The sequence below is a fragment of the Comamonas sp. F1-6 genome (assembly GCF_039581415.1).
GTDB lineage: Bacteria > Pseudomonadota > Gammaproteobacteria > Burkholderiales > Burkholderiaceae_C > Comamonas > Comamonas thiooxydans.
This window is the reverse complement of record NZ_JBCPWN010000006.1, coordinates 103546-128286: the sequence shown is the minus strand read 5'-3', so window position 1 is coordinate 128286 and position 24741 is coordinate 103546. Positions and strand designations below refer to the sequence as shown.

Annotated in this window: 20 protein-coding genes and 1 riboswitch; of the genes, 9 read left to right on the top strand and 11 right to left on the bottom strand. The window is 61.7% G+C overall.

The annotated features are described in order from the left end of the window. Positions 1-91: 91 nt before the first annotated feature. The 3 genes from AAIL66_RS08555 to AAIL66_RS08545 form a co-directional block, all read right to left on the bottom strand. On the bottom strand, positions 92-847 hold the full coding sequence (locus AAIL66_RS08555; RefSeq protein WP_343496465.1) for a hypothetical protein: 756 nt from the start codon (positions 845-847) through the stop codon (positions 92-94). A gap of 524 nt (positions 848-1371) precedes the next feature. Beyond that, a complete protein-coding gene (locus AAIL66_RS08550) occupies positions 1372-2445 on the bottom strand; it encodes a sterol desaturase family protein (protein ID WP_343496464.1) in 1074 nt (357 codons plus the stop codon). Between the two features lie 206 nt (positions 2446-2651). Beyond that, positions 2652-3572 (bottom strand): inositol monophosphatase family protein, encoded by a 921-nt coding sequence (locus AAIL66_RS08545; protein WP_343496463.1) that lies wholly within the window; start codon positions 3570-3572, stop codon positions 2652-2654. Between the two features lie 257 nt (positions 3573-3829). Here AAIL66_RS08545 and AAIL66_RS08540 point away from each other — a divergent pair, with 257 nt between their 5' ends. The 3 genes from AAIL66_RS08540 (at position 3830) to AAIL66_RS08530 (ending at position 6330) form a co-directional block, all read left to right on the top strand. Further along, positions 3830-4630, top strand: a complete 801-nt coding sequence (locus AAIL66_RS08540; protein WP_034352771.1) for an RNA methyltransferase — start codon at positions 3830-3832, stop codon at positions 4628-4630. A gap of 36 nt (positions 4631-4666) precedes the next feature. Further along, positions 4667-5503, top strand: coding sequence for a serine O-acetyltransferase (cysE, locus tag AAIL66_RS08535; RefSeq protein WP_012839329.1), 837 nt, complete (start codon positions 4667-4669; stop codon positions 5501-5503). Positions 5504-5670: 167 nt separating this feature from the next. Further along, positions 5671-6330, top strand: a complete 660-nt coding sequence (locus tag AAIL66_RS08530; protein ID WP_343496532.1) for a nitroreductase — start codon at positions 5671-5673, stop codon at positions 6328-6330. A gap of 131 nt (positions 6331-6461) precedes the next feature. On the opposite strand, the gene AAIL66_RS08525 is transcribed toward AAIL66_RS08530, so the two are convergent. Next, positions 6462-7682 (bottom strand): ABC transporter substrate-binding protein, encoded by a 1221-nt coding sequence (locus AAIL66_RS08525; protein WP_343496462.1) that lies wholly within the window; start codon positions 7680-7682, stop codon positions 6462-6464. Between the two features lie 184 nt (positions 7683-7866). On the opposite strand from AAIL66_RS08525, the gene AAIL66_RS08520 reads away from it, so the two are divergent. Together AAIL66_RS08520 and thiC are read left to right on the top strand one after the other, a co-directional pair. Beyond that, positions 7867-8526 (top strand): nitroreductase, encoded by a 660-nt coding sequence (locus AAIL66_RS08520; RefSeq protein WP_343496461.1) that lies wholly within the window; start codon positions 7867-7869, stop codon positions 8524-8526. 81 nt (positions 8527-8607) lie between these two features. Further along, positions 8608-8725, top strand: a riboswitch (TPP riboswitch). A gap of 259 nt (positions 8726-8984) precedes the next feature. Beyond that, on the top strand, positions 8985-10928 hold the full coding sequence (thiC, locus tag AAIL66_RS08515; protein ID WP_034389497.1) for a phosphomethylpyrimidine synthase ThiC: 1944 nt from the start codon (positions 8985-8987) through the stop codon (positions 10926-10928). Between the two features lie 306 nt (positions 10929-11234). Here the strand turns inward: thiC and AAIL66_RS08510 are convergent, their stop codons facing one another. The 3 genes from AAIL66_RS08510 to yjgA all read right to left on the bottom strand — a co-directional run bounded on the left by AAIL66_RS08510 (position 11235) and on the right by yjgA (position 14093). After that, positions 11235-12443: an ABC transporter substrate-binding protein gene (locus AAIL66_RS08510; protein WP_034389468.1), complete on the bottom strand. Its 1209-nt coding sequence runs from the start codon at positions 12441-12443 to the stop codon at positions 11235-11237. Between the two features lie 362 nt (positions 12444-12805). After that, positions 12806-13417 carry a molybdopterin adenylyltransferase gene (mog, locus tag AAIL66_RS08505; protein ID WP_343496460.1) on the bottom strand — a complete coding sequence of 204 codons (612 nt, stop codon included), beginning with the start codon at positions 13415-13417 and terminating at the stop codon, positions 12806-12808. After that, on the bottom strand, positions 13410-14093 hold the full coding sequence (gene yjgA / locus AAIL66_RS08500) for a ribosome biogenesis factor YjgA (RefSeq protein WP_034409367.1): 684 nt from the start codon (positions 14091-14093) through the stop codon (positions 13410-13412). Before yjgA ends, mog begins: the two co-directional genes overlap by 8 nt. Positions 14094-14158: 65 nt before the next feature. Here yjgA and pmbA point away from each other — a divergent pair, with 65 nt between their 5' ends. Continuing rightward, positions 14159-15580, top strand: a complete 1422-nt coding sequence (pmbA, locus tag AAIL66_RS08495) for a metalloprotease PmbA (RefSeq protein WP_012839320.1) — start codon at positions 14159-14161, stop codon at positions 15578-15580. A gap of 60 nt (positions 15581-15640) precedes the next feature. Here pmbA and AAIL66_RS08490 read toward each other — a convergent pair whose 3' ends face one another. Continuing rightward, complete coding sequence (locus AAIL66_RS08490; RefSeq protein WP_003069365.1) at positions 15641-15994, bottom strand: hypothetical protein; 354 nt, start codon at positions 15992-15994, stop codon at positions 15641-15643. A 94-nt stretch (positions 15995-16088) separates the two neighbouring features. On the opposite strand from AAIL66_RS08490, the gene AAIL66_RS08485 reads away from it, so the two are divergent. The 3 genes from AAIL66_RS08485 (at position 16089) to AAIL66_RS08475 (ending at position 20524) form a co-directional block, all read left to right on the top strand. Beyond that, positions 16089-16643: a hypothetical protein gene (locus AAIL66_RS08485; RefSeq protein ID WP_034389464.1), complete on the top strand. Its 555-nt coding sequence runs from the start codon at positions 16089-16091 to the stop codon at positions 16641-16643. Between the two features lie 112 nt (positions 16644-16755). Further along, a complete protein-coding gene (locus tag AAIL66_RS08480) occupies positions 16756-17670 on the top strand; it encodes an EamA family transporter (protein WP_034352742.1) in 915 nt (304 codons plus the stop codon). 259 nt (positions 17671-17929) lie between these two features. Beyond that, positions 17930-20524: an EAL domain-containing protein gene (locus tag AAIL66_RS08475; RefSeq protein ID WP_045839968.1), complete on the top strand. Its 2595-nt coding sequence runs from the start codon at positions 17930-17932 to the stop codon at positions 20522-20524. Positions 20525-20694: 170 nt separating this feature from the next. Here AAIL66_RS08475 and AAIL66_RS08470 read toward each other — a convergent pair whose 3' ends face one another. The 3 genes from AAIL66_RS08470 to AAIL66_RS08460 all read right to left on the bottom strand — a co-directional run bounded on the left by AAIL66_RS08470 (position 20695) and on the right by AAIL66_RS08460 (position 24702). Further along, positions 20695-21498, bottom strand: coding sequence for an HpcH/HpaI aldolase/citrate lyase family protein (locus AAIL66_RS08470; RefSeq protein WP_343496459.1), 804 nt, complete (start codon positions 21496-21498; stop codon positions 20695-20697). Positions 21499-21631: 133 nt separating this feature from the next. After that, positions 21632-23113 (bottom strand): NAD-dependent succinate-semialdehyde dehydrogenase, encoded by a 1482-nt coding sequence (locus tag AAIL66_RS08465; protein ID WP_343496458.1) that lies wholly within the window; start codon positions 23111-23113, stop codon positions 21632-21634. Positions 23114-23175: 62 nt separating this feature from the next. Continuing rightward, complete coding sequence (locus AAIL66_RS08460) at positions 23176-24702, bottom strand: altronate dehydratase family protein (RefSeq protein WP_343496457.1); 1527 nt, start codon at positions 24700-24702, stop codon at positions 23176-23178. Between the last annotated feature and the right edge of the window lie 39 nt (positions 24703-24741).

Below are 24741 nucleotides of genomic sequence, written 5' to 3'. Positions count from 1 at the left end.
GTGCCGACTTGATCTTTTGGGGTAACGGTTTATGCCGAGAGGCTCGCGTGAAGTTACATTGCCCCGGTTGTGACAGCAGCGCTGCAGCTCATTATGGCGAAACCCGAGGAGGTCCTTCCCACTCGAATGAGCTGAGCAGCTGATTCAATATCTCGACCATAGTACCTAGTGTGTCACTGCTAATGGAAACCCTTTGGTATGTCCCATCATCGATGGTGTAGCAAAGATGGCTGCCTTCGAGATTGCTAAGCCCCAAGAATCCATTAGTCTGCATTCTTATTCCTCTGTCTCTCTCCCTTGGACTGCCATAGCCGCGGGATCGATCTTCTATGTGTAGAGCTGAGTTCCGAATCTTTCGTATTGTTGGTAGATCTGTATAAAATTTGTCTTTAAGTGTTGTAACTGCCCCCGGTAAATTTGGATAGCTACATATCGCGTCCAAGAACTTCCCGAAGGAATCAACTGCATAGATGAATGAGTGAGCGTGAATGAAAGGGACCTTGTGTTTGTATGAACGAGGCACAATCCCAAGCTCTGTCTTGCGCCTTAAAATTCTCAGATCGCACTCTAGGCTGTAGCGGTCATAGTCTTGATGGTACTGATCACCAAATTCCTGCTTAACCAGCTCGCGCACTTCCTTACGAATTTCCCTGACCTTCTCCTGGTCATCATTGGACTCGATAGAGCTTGAAGAATTGGCTGCTTCAAACAAAGACAACGTGATAGACGCCTCAGCTACCTTATCCTCCATGTTGTACAACATCTGTTCTACTTCACGCGATATCTCTGGGTCAGGAAGTTGCAACCACGTTCCAGGGCGAATAATTGCAGGGATATAGATATTCAAAGCTCCTCCTATTAAAGGTTTGAATCAACGATAGCTTCTTTTCCGCCTATGAGTGAATGAGACTACAACCTTCTTGTCTATTTCTGCGACTATGTTGAACTACGGGCTGCTGGTGCGGTGGGGTAGGTTGGGGTTCTGATATTTATGCGGGTGTGCGCGGTTGCTATGTAACCTATTGATTGATAATAGGTATCAAGGATTGCAAAGCCGGTTAGCTCAGTTCCTGTGAAACAAAAAAAGCCTCCGACAGTGGAGGCTTTTTTGTGCTTTTGATGGCGTAGCTTTTGGCGTAAGTTTTTCGGAATCTGTATGTTCTTCAGAGGTGAAAAAACCAATGCATCATCGGCGTATGCGCCGAGAGGTCAGTCATGTCTGGGGAGTAGGGCAGCGACGGGGATTCTGTGCTTGTCTGGGTCATCGCTTCAGCGGTATGCAAAACATGGGGCGCCGCGCCGGTGCTGGGCGGGCGCCGAATGCTGCATTATCCGTGATGCCCAATAGCAGGGGGCATGGCTGTTTTTTGGCTATTTGGCAGAGGCCGTCTGCACGCCTTGCTCGGATTGAGAGCCAGAGCCTTGATCGTCGTCATGAATGGGGCGGTAGCCCGGGCCGAAGGACACATCGCCCAGCCTCCAGCCCGCGCGGCAACTGAAGGCTCCCCAGAAGCGCTTCAAGGTGTACCACTGCATGGCGATCAGGCCGCGCTCGTTGTCGGCATCGACCTCGGGGTCACTCACGCCCGTGGGGCGTAGTTCCTCGTCGTGATAGAGGGCGGTGCCGAACAACTGATCCCACCAGGGCAGAACTTGGCCGAAGTTGCAGTTGTGGCGCTCGGGGCGCTCGGCATCGCGCAGCATATGGTGGTTGCGGTGAAAGCGTGGGCCGACCAGCAGGCGCTCGCCCATTTGGCCCAGCCAGCCCAGACGCAGCGCTACATTGGCATGGGAGAAGTTCTGCACCAGCTCGCTGAGCAGACCCAGCATGGCGAACTCGGATGGCTCCACACCCATGGCCAGACCTACGCTGGCCAGCACAAAGCTTTGCAGCATGCCGTCCAGATAGTTGCTGCGGTCGTTGCTCCAGCAGCTCATCTGGCGCTGACTGTGGTGCATGCTGTGCATGGCCCACCACCAGGGAATGACGTGCTGGGCGCGGTGCATCCAGTAATACGTCAAGTCGTAGACGACGTAGTACACGGCAAACAATATATAGGGGTGGCCTTCAAACCAGGGCAGCCAGGCCTTGAGGCCGCTGGCCACCTCGGTGGCTGGCCCGCCGCCCAGCATATGGGCGACCGGCATGAGGATCAAAAAGCTGAACAGCGGAAACAGGCCCAGCAGCATGAGCAGGGTGTAGTTGCGGTCCACCGTGGTGTGGCGGCGGTCGGCCCAGCGTTCGGCGGGGATCAGGCTCTCCAGCGGCCGCATCACACAGCCGATCAGAAACAGCTGCAGCAGCGCGATCAGGATGCCAGCGGCTATCTCGCGCGGATCGCCCGCTGCCTCGGCAATATGGAGTGCGTTGACCACGGGAGTCACCGCATGCATGGATACCCAGTCAATGGCCAGCGCCCAGTGCTGGCTGAAGAAGTCCATCATATTGTTCTGCCCATTTATCGTCGGGCAGATTCTGGACCGGGAGTTTGTGGATTCTGTGGAGAGAAATACACCTCCGACGCTTGTCCATTGCTTGTGGACGCTGCCCCCAAGGAGCGTCTATTGCCTCGGGGCGGCCTGGCAGCAATAAAAAAGGGCCTGGTCCACCGGACCAGGCCCTTTCCGCAGTCGTGGGGCGACCGCCTTTTTTATTCTGCGTTCATCTGGCCTTCTTCGGCCACCGCCTCGGTGTCTTCCTCGGCGGGGGCTTCGAATTCGCCAGTCTTGACAGCCTGACGCACGGCCGCTTTTTCGCCAGCGGTGGCGAACTTGCTGAACTTGCCCAGCACGGGGATCAGCGAACCATAGATGCGTGGGTTGGCGGCCAAGATTTCGCGTTGTTCCAGGAAGTCGGCTTCACCCGTGAAGTTGCCCACCAGACCACCGGCTTCGCTGACCAGCAGAGAACCGGCAGCCACGTCCCAGATGGACAGGCCGGACTCAAAGAAACCGTCGGCAAAGCCGGCAGCCACATAGGCCAGGTCCAGGGCTGCGGAGCCGGGGCGACGCACGCCGGCGGTGCGCTGCATGACTTCGCCCAGCATCAGCATGTATTGCTTGAAGTTGTCGCCACGGCGGAAGGGGAAGCCCGTGGAGATCAGGCAATCACGCAGCTGGGTGCGCTTGGAGACGCGGATGCGGCGCTCGTTCAGATAGGCTCCGCGACCCTTGGTGGCCGTGAACAGGTCGTTGCGGCTGGGGTCATAGATCACTGCGTGCTCGATCTTGCCCTTGTAGGCCAGGGCGATGCTCACGCAGTACACGGGGAAGCCGTGGATGAAGTTGGTGGTGCCGTCCAGGGGGTCGATGATCCAGACATGGTCGGAGTTCTTGGCACCGTGTTCGCTGCCCGATTCTTCGGCCAGGATGGAATGCTGGGGGTAGGCGTTGAGCAGCGTCTCGATGATGATGCGCTCGGCCGCCTGGTCTACCTCGGTCACAAAGTCGTTCACCTGCTTTTGCGCAACGCGCACCGATTCCACATCCAGTGCGGCACGGTTGATGAGGGCGCCAGCGGCGCGAGCAGCCTTGATGGCCACGTTGAGCATGGGGTGCAGGGAGTTCGACATAAATTGTGAGTGCGTTGGCGATGCAGCCCGGAGCAAAACTGGGCTGAACTACGCGGGTAAGAACGTAAAAGCCGCGACCGGCGATGCGGGGCGGCGACAATGGGCGCAATTCTACCCAGGCTGCGCGTTTTTTGCTTGTTCGTCCCGGCGACCCGAGGGTCTTCTCTGCGGTGCTTGCGGATGTCAGAGAGAGCTGGCCGCGTAGTCTGCTGTCTTATCAAGGCCACAAGTGGGGCCTTTTGCATTGTTCTGCGTTGATGAAAACCCGATTCGTACTGATTGAAACCAGCCATGCCGGCAATGTGGGCGCGGCTGCCCGAGCGCTCAAGACCATGGGCTTCGACGACCTGGTGCTGGTGCGCCCACGCTACAAGAACGTGCTGCGCAAGGAAGAAACCATTCAGCGTGCCAGTGGCGCACTGGATGTGCTGGACAAGGCCCGCGTGGTCGACACCCTGGAGGAAGCCCTGGATGGCATCAGCCATATGTGCGCGACGGCAATGACGCCACGCGACTTCGGCCCGCCTACACGCACTCCGCGCGAGCATTTCGAGTTGCTCCTGAAAGGAGAGCTCGATGTGCGCTCTGTGTCTGAAGTAGACGCAGGTCTGACCGATAACCTGCCCACATCCGGTGCGGCCTGCAACCAGAAGGGCGTGGCATTTCTGTTCGGTTGCGAGCGCTTTGGCATGAGCAACGACGATGTCTATCGCTGTGATGTGGCGCTGTCGATTCCGTCCAATCCGCAGTTCGGTTCGCTCAATCTGGGCTCGGCCATTCAGGTCGTTGCCTATGACTGGCGCGTGGCACTGGGTGGTTTTCCCGTGGTGGAGCACACGCCTGAGGCGCATCGCGCCGACATGGCCCAGGTGCAGGGTATGCTGGGCCACTGGGAGCAGGCCCTGGCCCATATCGGCTTTCTGGACCCGGCAGCACCCAAGAAGCTCATGCCCAGGCTTAACCAGCTTTTCAACCGCGCGCAGCTGACCCAGGAAGAAATCCATATTCTTCGCGGTGTTGCCAAAGCCATGCTGCAGAGCCAGCCACCAACCCGCTAGACTTCACAAGCTAAACATTCCTCACGTTGTTATTTGATGCTTGATCGCCTGCGCTCCGACATCCAGTGCATTCTTGACCGCGACCCCGCGGCCCGCAGCACCTGGGAGGTCATCACCTGTTATCCGGGGCTGCACGCCATCTGGCTGCAGCGTCCTGCGCACTGGTGCTGGACGCATGGCTTCAAATGGCTGGGGCGCTTCATCTCGCACATGGGGCGCTGGTTCACCGGCATTGAAATCCACCCCGGTGCCGTCATTGGTCGCGAGGTCTTCATCGATCACGGCATGGGTGTCGTGATCGGCGAAACCGCGGTGGTGGGCGATGGCTGCACCATCTATCACGGTGTCACCTTGGGAGGTACCTCGCTCTACAAGGGCGCCAAGCGCCACCCTACGCTGGGCAAGAACGTGGTGGTCAGTGCCGGCGCCAAGGTGCTGGGCGGCTTCGAGGTAGGCGATGGTGCCAAGATAGGCAGCAATGCCGTGGTCATCAAGCCCGTGCCTGCAGGTGCGACTGCCGTGGGCATTCCGGCGCGCATCATTCCCAGCAAGACCGGGCATAGCGCCGATGTGACCGAGCATGAGTCGGCACCCAAGGTCGAGGCCAAGGCGCAAACGGCTGTCGTGATTGACGAGGATTGCGGCAAGAGCGGCTTCACCGCCTATGGCGTGACGGCCGAAGTCGACCCCGTGGCCCAGGCCATGCGCTCTCTGTCCGAAGGCGCTGCCGGCCATGAAAAGCAGATTGCACTGCTGTGGGCTGCCATCGAGAAGCTCTCGATTCAAGGCCATGTAAAGGACTGTGTGCCCTGCGAGTCCGAACGACCCGAGGCATTCCAGAAGGACAAGATCGATCAGATTCTGGGCAAGTAAACCCCAGGCGCTTGTCCATGGATCGCTTGATACTTCTGCTCTGCCAGTGAAAGCCAACGCCTGTCGTTGGCTTTTTTCATGGTGCTTGCCCGTAGTCGATTTGAGGGGCGAAAGCCCTGCCTGTCCGGCCGAGACTGCTTGCCAACTCAAACCCGAGGCAAGCAATGATGAATGTGGAACAGACCATGCAGCAGCGCCATTCGGTGCGTGCTTTTTTGCCAAGGAGGGTGGATGCGGCGCTGGTCAGGGATTTGCTGGCGCAGGCCGGACTTGCGGCTTCAGGCGGCAACCTCCAGCCCTGGCGCGTGATAGCGCTGACGGGGGACAGCCTTCAGGCCTTGCGCCAGGCCATGCCTGCGGCGACCCCCAACTCTGATCCGGCCCTGGTCTATCCACCTCAGCTGTGGGAGCCCTATCGCAGCCGCCGCTTTGACAATGGCGAGGATCTCTATCGTTCCATAGGCATGGGGCGTGAGGACAAGAGTGGGCGGCTGCTGCAGCTAGCCCGGAACACTCACATGTTTGGCGCACCTGTAGGCGTATTCGTCGCGGTCGAGAACCGCATGTTGCATGCGCAGTGGGTGGATCTGGGCATCTATCTGCAATCGCTGATGCTGCTGGCGACCGGAAAGGGGCTCGCCACCTGCGCCCAGGGCTTCTGGCGCAATTACAGCGATTTTGTGAGCCGGCATCTGGCGCTGCCGCAGGGCTACCAGATCGCTTTTGGCATGGCACTGGGCTATGAGGACAGCGCGGCACCCATCAACCAGTGGCGCTCCACCAGGGCAGAGCCCGGGGAATGGTGCGAGATGCGCGGGTTCGAATGAGCCTTGTCTTGATGCCGGTGCGGGCAGTCGCTTGACGCTTCTTCTTGCGTGGCAAGAAGGCGAGGACGAAGCGCAAGGCATCAAGCCGGGTGCCATGCAGGCAACCCGGCCGCTTCTTCAATGCCGACCGACTACTTCCACAGAGCGCACTTGCTCTCTTCCTTGGTGGTGAAGACCTGGTCGCCGGGCAGGGTCTTGAGCACCTTGAAGTAATCCCAGGCCTTCTTCGATTCGGCCGGTGCCTTGACCTGCAGCAGATACATATCGTGAGCGTAGCGGCCGTCGGGGCGGATCACGCCCTTGGCATAGAAGTCCGATAGCGGCGTGGCCTTGAAGCCGGCCATGATTTTGTCGGCATCCGTCGTGCCCAGCTTCTCGGCCAGCTTCAGATACTGCATGGCGGCCGAGTAGTTGGCTGCCTGCAGCGAGGTGGGCATCTTCTTGAACTTGGCAAAGAAGCGATCCGAGAACTTGCGGCTTTCGGGATTCAGGTCCCAATGCCAGCTGTCGGTGAACATCAGGCCTTCCGTGGCTTTGAGGCCCAGGCTGTGGATGTCGGAGCTGAACAGCAGCAGGCCGGCCAGCTTCATGGTCTTGGTCAGGCCGAACTCGCGTGCCGACTTGATGGCATTGATGGTGTCGCCACCTGCATTGGCCAGGCCCAGAATCTGGGCCTTGGAGTTCTGAGCCTGCAGAAGGAAGGAAGAGAAGTCGGCTGTGTTCAGCGGGTGCCTGACGTTGCCCTGCACCTTGCCGCCAGCGGCATTGACCACGCGGGTGGTGTCGGCTTCCAGCGCCTGGCCAAAGGCATAGTCGGCCGTCAGAAAGAACCAGCTCTTGCCGCCCAGCTCCACCACTGCCTTGCCCGTACCCTTGGCCAGCGCCACGGTGTCATAGGCATAGTGCACGAAATAGGGGCTGCACTGGTCGTTGGTCAGGGCCGAAGTGCCCGCGCCGTTGATGATGTAGACCTTTTTCTTCTCATCGGCTACCTTGCCCATGGCCAGACCTGCACTGGAGGTGGTGCCGCCGATCAGCATGTTCATGCCCTGGGTGTCGAACCACTCGCGTGCCTTGCTGGCCGCGATATCGGCCTTGTTCTGGTGGTCGGCCGTCAGCACCTCGACGGGCTTGCCCAGCAGCTTGCCGCCAAAGTCGTCCACGGCCATCTGCACGGCCATGGCTCCGCCCTTGCCGTCCACATCGGCATAGAGGCCCGACATATCGGTGATGAAGCCGATGCGAATCTTGTCCTGCGCCTGAGCGCCTGCAGCGGTCAGCAGGCATCCCAGTGCCAGCGTCAATGTTCTTGGGGAAAAAGCGGTAGCGGAGCAAACAGAGCGAGGCTTCATCAGAGTCATCTCCTGAGGTGGTGAGTACCCAGTCACTGCGACGGGCAGCCAGCATGGTCGCAGTTGGAGCAGGGCGCGCCATCAGGGCAAGCACCGGGGCGGCTGCGACAAGGTATCCACGGCGACTCGGGAAAATGCCGCAAGCTCCTACACTGCACACCAGCGATTTAGGAAAGTAGAAGAGATGGATATTCGTCAAGCATTGCAGCAGCGTCGTTCGGTGCGCGCTTTTCTGCCGCAGGCCGTGGCTGCTGCCACGTTGCGGGACTTGCTGGAGACCGCAGCACAGGCGCCGTCCGGCGGCAATATGCAGCCCTGGCGTGTGACCGCAGTGGGCGGACAGGCGCTCAAGGATCTGTGCGCCAGGGCCAGGGAGACCGAGGCCGTGCAGCGCCCCGGCTTGTCCTATCCACCCGGTTTGTGGGAACCCTACCGCAGTCGCCGCTTTGGAAACGGCGAAGATCTTTACCGCGCAATCAATATCGGTCGAGAGGACAAGGCAGCACGTCTGGCCCAACTGGCCAAGAACGGCCAGATGTTCGGTGCGCCCGTGGGCATTTTCGTGGCCGTGGAGGAGCGCATGGGCTATGCGCAATGGGTGGATCTGGGCATCTATCTGCAGTCCTTCATGCTGCTGGCCGTGGAGAAAGGTCTGGCCACCTGTGCCCAGGGCTTCTGGCGCATGTACAACGACATGCTGATCGAACAGCTGGCATTGCCGGATGGCTACCAGATTGCCTTCGGCATCGCCCTGGGCTACGAGGATGTCAGCGCGCCCATCAACCAGTGGCGCGCAAGCCGTGCTGCCAGCAATGAATGGCTGGTGTTGCAGGGGCTGGATTGAACGGCGGATTAGACGCTTGAGGGTCAGGATAGTTAAACAGCTTCAAGAGTGCGCAAATTGTGGCAAAACCAGCCTATACTGCGTGCAGCTCCGGGGTGTGCGAAAGCGCTGAGATGCCAGTCACTGTGAAAACAGTGCAGGCGAACCCGACGAACTTGATCCGGTTCATACCGGCGGAAGAAGAGCGGGACCCTGACGCAGGGCCGATGGATTGACAGGGCAACTGGCGCGAGTGCCAACCCTGAAAGCCATAGGCACAGCAAACCCCAGGCGCCTCGCGCACTGGGGTTTTGTCTTTTCTGGACAGCCGGTGCGTGAAGAACCAGGCCGAAATTGCAGAATTTCGGCGGCACAGGCCGGATACCCCATAGCGGGCCGGGCCCGTGCAGGGCAAGATCAGAGCAGGGCCGCACTCCACGGAGCGTTTGATGCACTTCAACCGCTTTGAGGAGACTGCGATGAACGCCCCTGATTCCATTTTTACGCCTGCTGCAGGTCATGCCCCCGATGCCGCCCGTTTTGCCGAGCTGCTGGCACAGTCGCGCCAGCCGTTTCCCGCATCGACCAAGAGCTATCTGAGTGGCGCGCTGCATCCGCAGCTGCGTGTGCCGGTCCGCGATATTGCGCTCACCAATGGAGAGCAGGTCAGCGTCTACGACACCTCGGGTCCCTATACCGACCCCGCCGTACAGATCGACGTGCGCCAGGGCTTGCCCAGCGTGCGAGGTGCCTGGATCGAAGCGCGCGGCGACAGCGAATACTACGTGGGTCGCCTGCGTGTGGCGCTGGACGACGGCGGCAAGCGCGGCGAGGAAGATGCACGCGTGGACCAGTTGCGCGCCGAGGCGGCCGCGCTGCAGCGCCAGCCGCGCCGTGCCAAATCTGGCCAGAACGTGACCCAGATGCACTATGCCAAGCGCGGCATCATCACGCCCGAGATGGAGTATGTGGCCCTGCGTGAAAACGGTCGCCGTGAATGGATGGCGCAGTACCAGCAGGACGCGGCGCGCGAGCTGCGCCTGGCCGGCAACAGCCTGGGCGCAGCGATCCCGAAGATCATCACACCCGAATTCGTGCGCGACGAAGTGGCGCGCGGCCGCGCCATCATTCCGGCCAATATCAACCACCCTGAAATCGAGCCCATGGCCATCGGCCGCAATTTCAAGGTCAAGATCAACGCCAACATCGGCAACTCGGCCGTGACTTCCAGCATCGAGGAAGAGGTGGAAAAGCTGGTCTGGGCCATTCGCTGGGGGGCGGACAATGTCATGGACCTGTCCACCGGCAGGAACATCCACACCACGCGCGACTGGATTGTGCGCAACTCGCCCGTGCCCATCGGCACCGTGCCCATCTACCAGGCGCTGGAAAAGGTCGGCGGCATTGCCGAGGATCTGACCTGGGAGATCTTCCGTGACACCCTGGTCGAGCAGGCCGAGCAGGGCGTGGACTACTTCACCATCCACGCCGGCGTGCGCCTGGCCTACATCCACCTCACGGCCCAGCGCCGCACCGGCATCGTCTCGCGCGGCGGCTCCATCATGGCCAAGTGGTGCATGGCTCATCACCGCGAGAGCTTCCTCTACGAGCATTTCGAGGATATCTGCGACATCATGAAGCAGTATGACGTGAGCTTCTCGCTGGGCGATGGCCTGCGTCCCGGCTGCGCCAGCGATGCCAACGACGATGCCCAGTTTGCCGAACTGGCCACGCTGGGCGAGCTGACGCAGATCGCCTGGAAGCACGATGTGCAGACCATGATCGAAGGCCCCGGCCATGTGCCCATGCACATGATCCAGCAGAACATGACCGAGCAGCTCAAGCATTGCCACGAGGCTCCGTTCTACACCCTGGGCCCGCTGACCATAGACATCGCCCCCGGCTACGACCATATCGCTTCGGCCATCGGCGCGGCCATGATCGGCTGGTTCGGCACGGCCATGCTGTGCTATGTCACGCCCAAGGAGCATCTGGGTCTGCCCGACCGCGACGACGTCAAGCAGGGCATCATCGCCTACAAAATTGCGGCCCATGCCGCCGATGTCGCCAAGGGCCATCCGGGCGCGCGTTCGCGTGACGATGCCCTCTCCCAGGCGCGCTTCGATTTCCGCTGGCAGGACCAGTTCAACCTGGGACTGGATCCCGACACGGCCCAGGCCTACCACGACGAAACCCTGCCCAAGGACAGCGCCAAGGTGGCCCATTTCTGCTCCATGTGCGGACCCAAGTTCTGCTCCATGAAGATCACCCAGGAAGTGCGCGACTTTGCCAAGCAGCAAGGCGTGAGCGCCGAGAACAGCATTGCCGTGGGCATGCAGGCCAAGGCGGCGGAGTTCAATCAGGCGGGCGGCGATTTCTACATTCCCATCGTCAATGCATCGACCGACACCACGGCACGTTGACCTGAGCTGAAGCCGGGCTGCGGCGCTTGTGCATCAGGCGCTTTCGCCCGTCGCCATGAAAAAAGGCAGGCACGAGGGCCTGCCTTTTTGTTCCGTAATGGAGCAGAGTCTGCGGCGTTCGGCTTGGAAAGGGTCGCTGGGGACGCCGCCCGTCAGGTCCATCTCGATAAGGCGCAAATATCGCGATGTAAGTTTGTTACGGGTTGAAGCCTGGAGCTGCTGGAACTGCTGCCATGAAAAAACGGACAGCTGCCGCGGCTTGCTGTCCGTTGTTCCGATGCGGGGCGTATGCCTCGCGGGTTCAAGTCACCGCCAGTACTGGCATTTGCTTTCCGCCTTGGTGGTCCAGATCTGCTCGGCAGGCAGCTTCTTGATGATCTTGTAATAGTCCCAGGTGCCCTTGGATTCGGCCGGCGACTTGACCTGCATCAGGTACATATCGTGCACATAGCGGCCGTCTTCGCGGATGTAGCCCTGGCCGAAGAAGTCGTCGATCTTGGTGCTTTTCAAGGTGGCCATGACCTTGTCGGCATCGAGCGTGCCGGCTTTTTCCACGGCCTTGAGGTAGTTCATGGTGGCCGAGTAGTCGGCAGCCTGGATCTCGCTGGGGCGGCGCTGGGTCTTGGCCATGAAGGCGTCGGCAAACTTGCGCGAGCCATCGTTCATGTCCCAGTACCAGGGGGCGGTGAACTGCATGCCTTCGGTGTTCTTCAGGCCCAGGCTGTGGATGTCGCTGAAGAAAACCAGCAGGCCGGCCAGCTTCATGTTCTTGGTGACGCCGAATTCCTTGGCCGCCTTGATGGAGTTGATGGTGTCTCCGCCGGCATTGGCAAGGCCCAGGATCTGCGCCTTGCTGTTCTGGGCCTGCAGCATGAAGCTGGAGAAGTCGCTGGCGTTGAGCGGCGTCTTGACCGAGCCCAGCACCTTGCCGCCACGCGCTTCGATGATCTTGCTGGTGTCGGCTTCCAGTGCATGGCCGAAGGCATAGTCGGCCGTCACAAAGAACCAGTTCTTGCCGCCGGTGTCCACCACGGCTCCGCCCGTGCCCTTGGCCAGGGCCACGGTATCGAAGGCGTAGTGCACGGTATAGGGGCTGCATTGCTCGTTGGTCAGTGCCGAGCTACCCGCGCCATTGTCGATAAAGACCCGCTTTTTCTCCTGCGCGACCTTGGCCATGGCCAGGGCGGTGGCGGAGTTGGTGCCGCCGAACACCAGGCTGATGCCTTGCGTGTCTATCCATTCGCGGGCCTTGCTGGCCGCGATATCGGCCTTGTTCTGGTGGTCGGCCGTCAGCAGCTCGATGGGCTTGCCCAGTACCTTGCCGCCAAAGTCGTCAATTGCCATCTGTATGGCAACGGCACCGTTCTTGCCTTCCACATCGGCATAGAGGCTGGACATGTCGGTGATGAAGCCGATCTTGACTTTTTCCTGTGCCATGACGGGGGCCGCGAAGGCCGCCGTCAGGGCGAGAGCCAGCAGGCAGGCAGAGGGCGCAGACTGGGACAAGCGATGCATGGAGTCTCCTGAAAATTATGAGAAATGTGGAGAGAGCGTGCAGCGTCCGGGCGGCGGGTGGCCGCTGTCGCTGCATCGCAGCAAACATGCTAGGGGCGGCGATTGCGTCTGGCATCGGGGCAAGCACTTGCGGGAAATCCCAAGGGATACACCAGCTTTGATAGCTGCTAGCGCTTGTTGTCCATGGATTTCATATTGATTTATTGCTGAAGTCCATGAATGAAAGGCGCAAAGTGCTTTTATTCTGATAGCGATTGCAGCGAGATACCCGCAGCAGCCATGCCACGTGAGCGCCATGAAAAAAGCAGCCCGGAGGCTGCTTTGGTGGACGTTTTGGCAGGGATTGCACCTGGTGCTGCAGGCTATGCAGTGCGCGGTGCGCGAATCGCGGTCTTGGGGCGAAAGGCCTTGCAGATCTCGTCATGGGTTTCGAGATAGGGGCCGCCGATCAGGTCGATGCAATAGGGCACGGCGGCAAAAATGCCATTGACCTTGGATTTGCCGTCGGCGTCCTTGAGGCCTTCCAGCGTCTCGGCAATCGCCTTGGGCTGGCCCGGCAGATTGATGATCAGGCTGCTGCCGCGTATCACCGCCACCTGGCGCGAGAGTAAGGCCGTGGGCACAAAAGCCAGGCTGATCTGGCGCATCTGCTCGCCAAAGCCCGGCATTTCCTTGTGGGCCACGGCCAGGGTGGCCTCGGGCGTCACATCGCGCAGCGCGGGGCCGGTGCCGCCGGTGGTCAGCACCAGGCTGCAGCCTGCATCGACCAGCTCGATCAGCGTCGCGCTGATGCCGGCCTGCTCGTCGGGAATCAGGCGCGGCTCGAACTGGATGGGGTTCTTGAGCGCGCGGCTCAGCCATTCCTGGAGCGCGGGCAGGCCCTTGTCTTCATAGACGCCGCTGCTGGCGCGGTCGCTGATGGAGACAATGCCGATCTTCACGGCATCGTGAAGATATACGGGCGCATCACTCATCGCCGTCATCCTCGGCGCTCGCACCGGCCTTGCCGGCGCTGGCCAGTTGCTCACGCACCAGCTGGAACAGGTCGCGGTAGGCGCGGCCCTTGCTGACTTCCTTGGGCTCGGCATCGGGGCCGGCGGCAGCGGCCGCTGCGGCGGCTTGCTCCTTGGCCTTGTCGATGTCCTTGCGCGACTGGCGGATCAGCGAGCGCAGTTGCTGCACATCGGTGCCGGGGAAATGCTCCAGCCAGATGGACAGTGCCGCTTCCTCGACGATCAGGCGGTCGCGCCATTGCTCGGCCACCTGCAGCGACATTTTTTCGCTGGCCGAGCCATTGCGCTGCTCGTCCAGTGCCTGCTTGACGGCCGCGACCTGTTCCGGCGTCAGCTTGCGCATGAGCTTGCCGACATATTGCATCTGGCGGCGCTTGCCTTCGAAGTTGGTGATGCGCTTGGCTTCGGCCAGCGCGTCGATCAACTGGTCGGACAACTGCAGGCGCTTGAAGAGGTCGCTGCGCAGCGTCATCAGCTCCTTGCCCAGATCCTGCAGCGCATCACTTTCGCGCTTGAGGTCGGTCTTGGTGGAGTCGTAAGTGCCTTTGAGTTCGGCCTTCAGCTCAAGGTCCAGCTCGCTGCCTTCGGCAACGAACTTTCCGCGAACAAAATAGCCTTTGGTGGGTTTGCGTGACATGGTAAGGGGGCAATATCGGTGGCAGCGCAGAGGGCGCCGCAGTGGCGGCTATCATATCCGCCGCTATGAAAAAACCTCGCTCCAGCAATACAAGCACTTCCAGTGCACAGGCCCAATCCGCACCGCAAGCCGGTTTCAGCTTCAGCCAAGCCTTTTTCGAGGGGCTGGTGGACCAGGCTTTGCAGCATGCCAAAAAGCTGGGTGCGACGGACGCCGGCGCCGAGGCTTCCGAAGGCTGCGGCCTGTCGGTCAGCGTGCGCAAGGGCCAGCTGGAGACCGTGGAGCGCAACCGCGACAAGTCGCTGGGCGTGACCGTCTATCTGGGCCAGCGCCGGGGCAATGCCAGCACCTCGGACTTCTCCGAAGCCGCCATCAAGCAGACCGTGCAGGCTGCCTATGACATCGCCCGCTTCACCGCAGAAGACCCGTTTGCCCGCCTGCCAGACAGCGCAGATATCGCGCTGCCCGGCACGCACCGCGATCTGGATCTGTTCCATCCATGGGATATCACCAGCGAAGCCGCTGCGGAGATGGCGCTGCGCTGCGAGGAGGCCGCCTTCAAGACCCACCGCCGCGTGAGCAACAGCGAAGGTGCGGGCGTCTCGGCCCAGCAAAGCCATTTCTTCACGGCCCATACCAACGGTTTTCGTGGCGGCTACGCCAGCTCGCGCCACAGCATGTCGGTGGCGCCCATCGCCAAGCTGCCCGGCAAGAATGGCGAGATGCAGCGCGACTACTGGTACAGCTCCATGCGCAATGCTGCCGATCTGGCCTCGCCAGAGGCCGTGGGCCGCTACGCCGCAGAGCGCACACTGAGCCGTCTGGGCAGCCGCAAGATCCCGACCACCGAATGCCCGGTGCTGTTCGAGTCTCCGCTGGCCGCCGGCCTGCTGGGCAGCTTTGTGCAGGCCGTCAGCGGCAGCGCGCTCTATCGCAAGAGCACGTTCTTGCTCGACTCCATGGGCAAGCCCATCTTCCCCAAGCACATCGATGTCGAGGAAGACCCCTTTGTCCTGGGCGGCAAGGGCAGCTCGCCCTTTGACGAAGAGGGCGTGCGCGTGCAGGCTCGCAAGGTGGTCGATGCCGGTCGCGTGGAAGGCTATTTCCTGTCCAGCTACTCGGCGCGCAAGCTGGGCATGAAGACCACGGGCAATGCCGGCGGCTCGCACAATCTGGTCATGACTTCGCGCCGCACCAAGGCGGGCGATGATCTGGATGCCATGCTCAAGAAGCTGGGTACGGGCCTGTTCGTGGTCGAGCTGATGGGCCAGGGCGTGAACTATGTGACCGGCGACTATTCGCGCGGCGCCAGCGGCTTCTGGGTGGAGAACGGCGAGATCGCTTTCCCCGTGGACGAAATCACGATCGCGGGCAACCTCAAGACCATGTTCAAGGGCATAGAGGCCATCGGAGCCGATGCCTATAACTATGGTGCCAAGACCGTGGGCTCCATGCTGATCAATCGCATGAAGGTGGCTGGCAGCTGATCGCTGTCGGTCGCTCCATGAAAAAAAGCAGCCCGGTGGCTGCTTTTTTTCATTTCTGCATCAGCTCTCGGCTGCGGCCTGAACTATGCAGTGCGAGAGTTTCTCGAAATGCTTGTGGGCATCGGCACTGAGCTCGATCTGCTTGCGTCTGGCATCCTCGGTATCGGCCAGCAGGATCCAGCCTTTCTGGCGCATGGATTTCAGACGGGTGTGAATCGTGGCCGGAGACCCCAGTTCACGCTGGGCCATCAGATCCCGGACGCAAAGACGCTCCTGGCGCGTGCCGGCATTGGCGATTTGCTCCAGCAGGCGTTCCTCCAGTGGATCCAGTGCGGGCAGCACTGGCAGGTTGCGGATGGTCGCTGCCAGGTGCAGAAAGCGTAAATAGATATCGGCAGACAGGGACTTTGGCATGAGAAGGCAAAAACAGGCGACGCGCCGCTAACGAAGAGCGAATAAACGGCACTCATAATACTGTGCAGACAGTGAACAAGCTCGGCGGCAGCGCATGAAGAACATTTGGACGCAATTTTCGGTGGCGGTTATCACGGCTTTGCTGTTCCTGGCGATGCTGGCTCTTAATCAGTGGATTTTCTCCGAACTGGAATTTGTCAGGGGCGTCAACTGGATTTACCTGCCTGCAGGCGCTCGTCTGCTTTGTACCCTGCTTTTTGCGGAGGCGGGCGTGGTCGGGCTTTTTGCCGTGTCATGGCTGGTCTGCAACTTCTACTTTTTCCCGGATGACTGGCTGCGGGCATTTGCGGGCGGCATCATGGCCACGCTTGCCCCTTATGGCACCTATTGCGCAGCTCGCAAATGGATGGGGCTCGGGCGATCTCTCAGTGATCTCACGCCGCGTCGCCTGCTGTGGCTCAGTGTGATCTACGGACTGAGCAATGCCTTGCTGCACCAGGCCTGGTCCGTCGTCATAGGGGATGGTTTTCAGATGGACCAGCTTCTGGTGATGATTCTGGGCGACTTCAGCGGCACTTTGATCGTCCTGTATGTATTCAAGGCCTTGCTCATGCTGCCGATCAAAATGGACCGGTATCTGCTCAAGTAAGACCGTTTGCAGTCCCGGTGTTCGATTTGACCGCTTTCGCAGCCAGCCATGACTGATGGCAAGTCATACTAGGGGGCTTGATCTAGAAAATCCAATATCAGTTGTCAGTGTCATGAGTTCTGCATCCTCACCCACCTCCGGCATGAGCCGTCCGGACTGGCTCAGCGCCATCATCGTCATCGTGGTCTGGGGTCTTAATTTCGTGGTCATGAAGTGGGGGCTGGCCAAGCTCTCGCCCCTGCTGCTGTGCGCGCTGCGCTTTGCCGCGGCATCGCTGCCATTTCTGCTGTTCGTGCGTCCGCCCAAAAATCTTTCCTGGGGTCTGCTGGCCGCCTACGGTCTGGTGCAAGGGGTCGGGCAGTTCGGCCTGCTGTTCACCGGCATGAAGCTGGGCATGCCTGCCGGCATGGCATCCGTGGTGCTGCAGACCCAGGCCTTCATCACCATGCTGCTGGCGGCTGCGTTCTTGCACGAGAAACCGCAGCGCTGGCAATGGCTGGGTCTGCTCATCGCTCTTGCCGGACTGCTGCTGATCGGTGCAGCCCATGGTGAGGGGGCATCGGATATGACGCTGATCGGTTTTGTGCTGACCGTGGGCGCCGCTGCCATGTGGGCCGGCTCGAACCTGCTGACGCGGATGGCGGCCAAGCAAGGCTCGTATGAGCCGGTGTCCTTCATCGTCTGGACCAGCGTCTTCCCCATGCTGCCGCTGCTGTTGCTGTCCCTGTGGGTGGATGGCGCGGATTCGGTGGCTTCGCAGCTGCAGTCCATAGGCTGGAGCGAGCTTGGGGTGATCGCCTATCTGGCTTTTCTGTCCACCTTGCTGGGCTATGGTCTGTGGACGCGGTTGCTGCAGCGCTATGCGGCCAGCACCGTGGCACCTTTGTCGCTGCTGGTGCCGGTGATCGGTCTGCTGTCGGCCATGCTGCTGCTGGGAGAAGCCCCCAATGGCCTGCAATGGCTGGGTACGCTGGGCGTTCTGCTGGGCATGGTGGTCAACCAGTTTGGCGGCAAATGGCGGCGCTGAGACACCGGCTGGCTGATAGCAGGGCACACCGCTGCTCTGCCGCAGCAGCCTGTGACTGCCCGGCAGAGCACTTTGCCAGCGCAGCACAGGCTCGCAAGTCAATAGCGGTTGTCGATCGAAGTTTTTTTGAACACTCGGCCTGAATCACGAATATTGAATCTCGTTTTCGTCATTATTATTGCCGGCATCCAGATAAAAGCATGACTTTTCCATTCCGGATTCGAGCCGGCCTGGGATGCGAATATGCAAAGGAATAATGATGCGAGAGGGAGATATTGGCGCGATGCCTCCTGAGCTGCAGCTGGCCCAGCTGCAGGCCTTGGACAGGGTAATGGCCATGGCTGAATTTGGCCTGGATGGGGCGTTGCACCGTGCCAATGACAACTATCTGCAGCTCATGGGCTTTACGCGTGAGCAGTCTCTGGGTCGCCCACATCGCAGTTTTTGCTCTGCGCGTCTGGCCGACAGTGCCAGGTATCGGGAAATCTGGACGCATCTGTGTGCAGGCAATGCCTACTCCGGAGTGGTGGAGCGACTACGCAGCGATGGCAGCAGTTGCTGGCTGGAGGCTACCTATTCACCGGTGATGGATGCCCAGGGCCGGGTGATGCATATTCTGAAGATCGCTACCGACGTCACGCAGCGGCGCGCCCGGGAGCAGGCGCAGCAGGAGCACCTGCGTCGCTTGTCCCTGGTGGCCGATGCCTCCGATACGGCAGTGGTCATCAGTGATGGAAGCTCACGCATCGTGCATGTCAACGGCGGCTTTACGCGCATGTTCGGCTGGCACTCCGAGGAGGTCGCGGGACGCATGCCGATTGCCCTGCTGGCTCCCCAGGTGTCCGAGGCTTCGGTGGATCTGTACCGTTCGGAGCTGCGCGCCGGCCAGCCCGTGGGGCGCGAGGAAATAGTGGTCGGCAAGAACGGTCAGCGCTACTGGGCCAAGGTCATCAGCAACCCCATCCTCGACGCGGACGGGCACTGGCAATACACGGTGTCGATGCTGACCGATATCACGCGTTCCAAGATGCATGAGGCCTTGCAGCACCGCGTGCTGGAAGCCATGGCACGCGAGCGGCCGCTGGTGGAGGTGCTGGAGATGGTGTGCCTGGAGGTCGAGAGGATTGCTCCGGAGGTGACGGCATCGATTCTCGAGGTGGATGCCCAGGGGCTGCTTCACCCGCTGGCCGGGCCAAGCCTGCCCCAGTCCTATTCGGCGCTGATCGAGGGGCTGGCCATAGGTCCTAACGTGGGTTCGTGCGGCACAGCAGCCTGGCGCAACGCGCCGGTGCTGGTGGACGATATTGCAAAAGACCCGCTGTGGGCGGATTTCAAGCACCTGATCCTGCCGCTGGGGTTCAAAGCCTGCTGGTCCACTCCCATCTGCAACAGTGGCGGCAAGCCGATCGGTACTTTCGCGTTCTATTACCGGGAGCAGCTGACCGGGGATGCCTCGGCTTTTCACCAGCAACTGGTGGATGCCTGCATTCATCTGTGCGCCCTGGCGCTGGAGCGTGAGCTGTCGCGCGCGCGCATTCGTCAGCTGGCTTTCTACGACGGCCTGACCGGATTGCCCAATCGAAGTCTGCTGCAGGCCAAGGCCGATCAGGCGATTGCGTCGGCTGCCGGCAATGACGAGCAGTTGGCGGTGCTGTTCATCGATCTGGACCGGTTCAAGCAGGTCAATGACTCTCTGGGTCATCCTGTCGGGGATGAATTGCTGCGCAATGTCGCGACGCGATTACAGCGCGTGCTGCGCAGTTCCGATATTGCCGGGCGTTTGTCGGGTGACGAGTTTGTTGCCGTGCTGCCGCAATGCGATGCGGAGCATGTGGCCAATACCATCGAACGCCTGCAGGAGTTGCTGTCAGAGCCTCTGAATATTGCCGACACCTCGCTGACCATATCCGCCAGCGTGGGCATTGCAATGTTTCCCATGGACGGCAGGGATATGGAGACCCTGGTGCATCGTGCCGACATGGCCATGTACCAGGCCAAGAGCAAGGGGCGCGGCCGTTTCTGTTTCTTCAGCAGCGAAATGAACCGCTTGGCCCAGGAGCGCCTGGCATTGGAGACTGCACTGCGCAAGGCGCTCAAAAGCGGCGGCCTGCGTCTGCACTATCAGCCTCAGATCGAAATGGCCACCGGCCGTCTGTATGGCGTGGAGGCCCTGGCGCGCTGGACCCATGCCGAGCTGGGCGAGATTTCGCCTGCCCGCTTTATCCCGCTGGCAGAAGAGTGCGGGCTGATCGCCGATCTGGGAAGCTGGGCACTGGAAGAAGCCTGTCGCCAGTTGTCGCAGTGGCGGGCCAGGGGGATGGAAGTTCCCGCGGTATCGGTCAATCTGTCGCCATCGAGCTTTCACAATCTGGATTTGCCTCGGATGATCGCCGACACGCTGGACCGAAACGATCTGGTGCCGCAGGACCTGACCCTGGAGCTGACGGAAAGCATTTTGCTGGACACCAACCCCAGCACCATGAAGACCATAGACGAGGTGCATGCGCATGGCGTGCGCCTGTCCATGGATGATTTCGGCACCGGCTACTCCAGCCTCAGCTATCTGCGCCGCCTGCCGGTCAGCGAACTCAAGCTGGATCGCAGCTTCGTGGCCGATCTTGAACATGACGAGGCGGCTCGGGCGTTGAGCAGTGCTATTTTGGGCATTGGCAAGAGTCTGCACCTGACCGTGGTGGCGGAAGGAGTGGAGACGCCAACGCAGAGCGTGATGCTGTGCGAGCAGGGCTACCCGGTGGCGCAAGGCTTTCTGTTCGCCCGGCCGCTGGCACCGAAGGAGTTTGAGCATTGGCTGGCCGCCAACCCGCCGACCGCGCCAGGCGCCGTCGCCGCATGAACTTGCGGTGCAGAGGTTCGGCACAGAGCGCTCCAGCAGCGATGACTTGATGTGCAGATGTGGCTGAGAGGCCACGCGCATTGTGATGCGACCGAGGTTTGGGCGGCTCTGCGACATTTCCATCAGGATATGCGGGCATGGTTGCAACTTCTGCACGGTGCTTCAAGGCTTCAGTAGGCGGCTCCTGGCAGTGCCGGGGCCGCCACCGTGGAGCCGGCAAACTGGGTACGTAGCTTGCGCGCGGCATTCACGAACATCAGCACATCCACGCCCACGGCCACAAAGCTGCAGCCGAGCTGAAGGTAGCGCTGTGCCAGCGCGGGGTCCGAGGTCAGCGTACCTGCAGCCTTGCCGCTGGCAACAATGGTCCGCATCGCTGCCTCGATGGCAGCCTGCACCTCGGGGTGGCCGGGGTTGCCGCGGTGGCTCATGGAGGCAGCCAGGTCGGCCGGGCCTATGAAGACGCCGTGCACGCCGTCCACGGCGCAGATGGCTTCGAGATTTTTCAGGGCCGTGGTGGTCTCGGCCTGCACCAGCAGGCAGACCTCGTCGTCGGCCACATTCAGATAGTCGGCGCGGCTGCTCCACTGAGAGGCACGTCCCACGGCACTGCCGACGCCGCGCACGCCCAGGGGCGGGTATTGCGTGGCGGCCACGATGGCCTGGGCCTGGTCTGCCGTGTCCACCATGGGCACGAGCAGTGTCTTGGCGCCAATGTCCAGCATCTGCTTGATCAGGGCCGTGCTGCCTTCCACGACTCGCACCACCGGCTGGGCGCCGTGCGGCGCCACGGCCTGCAGCGCACCCAGCGTGCTGCGCAGATCGTTGGGCGCATGCTCGCCGTCGATCAGCAACCAGTCATAGCCTGTGGTGGCGGCCGCTTCGGCCAGGTAGGGGGCGGCCATGGACAGCCATAGCCCGACCTGGGGCTGGCGTGCGGCGATGGCGGTCTTGAAGGGGTTCAGTGCGGGCATGAGGGTCTCGATTCAGTGAAAGGGCTGAGTGCCGGTGAATAGGCGTGGCGCCTGTAACTGGCGCGGCACAAGCCAGAGACGCCAAGCAAGGGTCTGGGCTGGCCGCGCAGCGCCTCAGGGAGGTGTCCTGCATTCAATCCAATCCACCTTGGCAGACGTATTTGGTGTGCAGGTAATCGTCGAGCCCGTGGGTCGAGCCTTCGCGGCCGTAGCCTGACTCCTTGACACCGCCAAAGGGCGCGGCCTCGGCGGCCAGAGCGCCTTCGTTGACGCCCACGATGCCCGACTCCAGGGCATCGGCGACACGCCAGATGCGACGTATGTCCTGACTGTAGAAATAGGCGGCCAGACCGAACGGCGTGTCGTTGGCGGCGGCGATGACCTCGGCCTCGTCGTCGAACACGGTCAGCGGAGCCACCGGGCCGAAGGTTTCTTCGCAGGCGCAGGCCATGGAGGCCGTGGCGCCCGAGAGCACGGTGGGGGCGTAGTAGGTGGGGCCCAGTTCCGTCAGGCGCTTGCCGCCGGTGAGGACCTTGGCGCCCTTGGTCACCGCGTCCTCCACATGGCGGGCGATCTTCTCGACCGCACGGTCATTGATCATGGGGCCGATCTGCGAGGCCGGGTCGCTGGCCGGGCCCACGTGCAGGGCTGCCACGCGGGCGCTGAGTTGCTGGGCAAAGGCCTCGTACACGGTGCGGTGCACAAAGACGCGATTGGGGCAGACGCAGGTCTGGCCGCCGTTGCGGAACTTGGCGGCCATGAAGCCGTCCACGGCGGCTGCCACATCGGCATCCTCGAAGACGATAAAGGGCGCATTGCCGCCCAGTTCCAGCGAGAGCTTTTTGAGCGTGTCGGCGCTGCGGCGTGCCAGATGCTTGCCCACGGGCGTGGAGCCTGTGAAGGTGATCTTGCGCACGCGGCTGTCATCCAGCCATTGATCGACCACCTCGGGCGTGCGCTCACGCGAAGCCGTGACGATGTTGAGCACACCGGCCGGCACGCCGGCTTCGTGCGCCAGCAGCACCAGAGCCAGCGAGGTCAGCGGCGTGTCCTCGGCCGGCTTGCAGACCACGGTGCAGCCCGCAGCCAGCGCGGGTGCGATCTTGCGCGCGATCATGGCGGCCGGGAAGTTCCAGGGCGTGATGGCGGCGACCACGCCAACGGGTTCGAGCAGGGCGAACATGCGCCGGCCCGGCACGGGCGCTGGGATGACTTCGCCATTCATGCGCGTGGCGGCCTCGCCGAACCATTCGATATAGCTGGCTGCATAGGCCACTTCGCCCTTGCCCTCGGCCAGCGGCTTGCCCTGCTCCAGCGAGATCAGCGTGCCCAGATCGTCCTGATGGGCCAGTACCAGATCGTTCCAGCGCTTGATGATGGCAGCGCGCTGCTTGGCCGGCAGCTTGCGCCAGGCGGGCAGGGCGGCCTGGGCGGCGTCCACGGCGGCGTGCGCATCGGCCGCACCTGAATCTGGCACGCTGGTGATGGTGTTGCCCGTGGCCGGATCGGTCACGGCAAAGCTGGCGCCGTTGGCAGCAGGCATCCAGACACCGGCGATGAAGTTGGCGCTGCGCTGCAGTTCGGTGCGTTGCAGTCTGAGTGGCGTGGCGTTCATGGTGAAAATCGCAGAAAGTGAAGATTGGATATGGGCGGGAAGCTCTGGAAGATGCGTTTTCCTCAGCTCACGATGCCCAGATGCCAGGGCACGAATTCATGGTCGCCCAGTCCCAGGGCTTCGCTCTTGGTTGGCTCGCCGCTGGCATGGTGCAGGATCTGCTCGAAGATCTGCTGGCCCAGCTCGGGCACGGTCAGCTCTCCGTCGACGACCACGCCGCAGTTGATGTCCATGTCTTCCTGCAGGCGCTTGTACATGGGGGTGTTGCTGGCCAGCTTGATGGTGGGTGCGGGCTTGCTGCCGAACATGGAGCCGCGGCCCGTGGTAAAGCAGATCAGCTGGGCGCCGCTGGCGATCTGGCCCGTGGAGGCCACCGGGTCGTAGCCCGGCGAGTCCATGAAGACGAAGCCGTGTTCGGTGATGGGCTCGGCATATTCATAGACGGCGCGCAGCGGCGTGGTGCCGCCCTTCATGGCGCTGCCCAGGGATTTCTCAAAGATGTTGGCCAGGCCGCCGGCCTGGTTGCCATGACCGACCACGCCGTTGAACTGGGCGTTCTGGCCGGCTGCGTAGCGTTCCCACCAGGCCAGGCGGTCCAGCAGCTTCTGGCCGACTTCGGGACTGATGGCGCGGCGCGTGAGCATGAACTCCACGCCATGGATCTCGGGTGTCTCGGACAGAATGGCCGTGCCGCCGTGGCGCACCAGAATGTCCATGGCCGCGCCCAGGCCGGGGTTGGCAGTGATGCCCGAGAAGCCGTCCGAGCCGCCGCATTCCAGGCCGATCTTGAGATGGGCGGCGCTGACGGTGCTGCGCTGCGCCTGGTTGGCGATGGGCAGCATTTCTTCGATGGCGGCAATACCTGCTTCGATGGTGGCGCGCGTGCCACCCACTTCCTGCATCACCAGGGTGCGCAGCAACTGGCCTTCCTTGAGGCCTTGCGAATCCACCAATGCATCGACCTGGTTGCGTTCGCAGCCCAGGCCCACGATGAGCACGCCCGCCAGGTTGGGGTGGCGCGCATAGCCGGCCAGGGTGCGGCGCAGCACATCGAAGTGCTCGCTGGGTGAGGACATGCCGCAGCCGCTGCTCTGGGCAAAGGCGGCCACGCCGTCCACATTGGGGAAAGCTGCCAGCCGCTCGGGCGTGAAGTGGGCTGCAATGCGCTTGATCACGGTGGCCGAGCAGTTGACCGAGGACAGGATGCCGATGAAGTTGCGCGTGCCCACGCCGCCGCCCGCTCGCACAAATCCCTGGAAAGTGGCGCGCTGCTCCTCGGGCACATACTGGACGGGCCGCACGTCGGCGCCGAACGAGGGGTCGCGGTAGTAGTCCACCAGCTTGAGGTTGTGGCTGTGCACATAGTCGCCAGGCTCCAGGTCGCGTGTGGCGACGCCGATCACCGTGTCGTACTTCTTGACCTGCTCGCCCTCGGCGATGCGGCGTGCCGCGATCTTGTGGCCGGCCGGCACCTGGGCGCGCGTGCGCACTCCCAGCTCGGGAATGTCCTGGCCCAGGGCCAGGGCGGTCTTGGCCACCAGCACATTGTCGTTGGGGTGCAGGTGCAGCAGGGAAGAGGAGGAGAGCATCTTGGAGTCCGGGGATGGCGGGCTTGAGGCGGTGGGGAT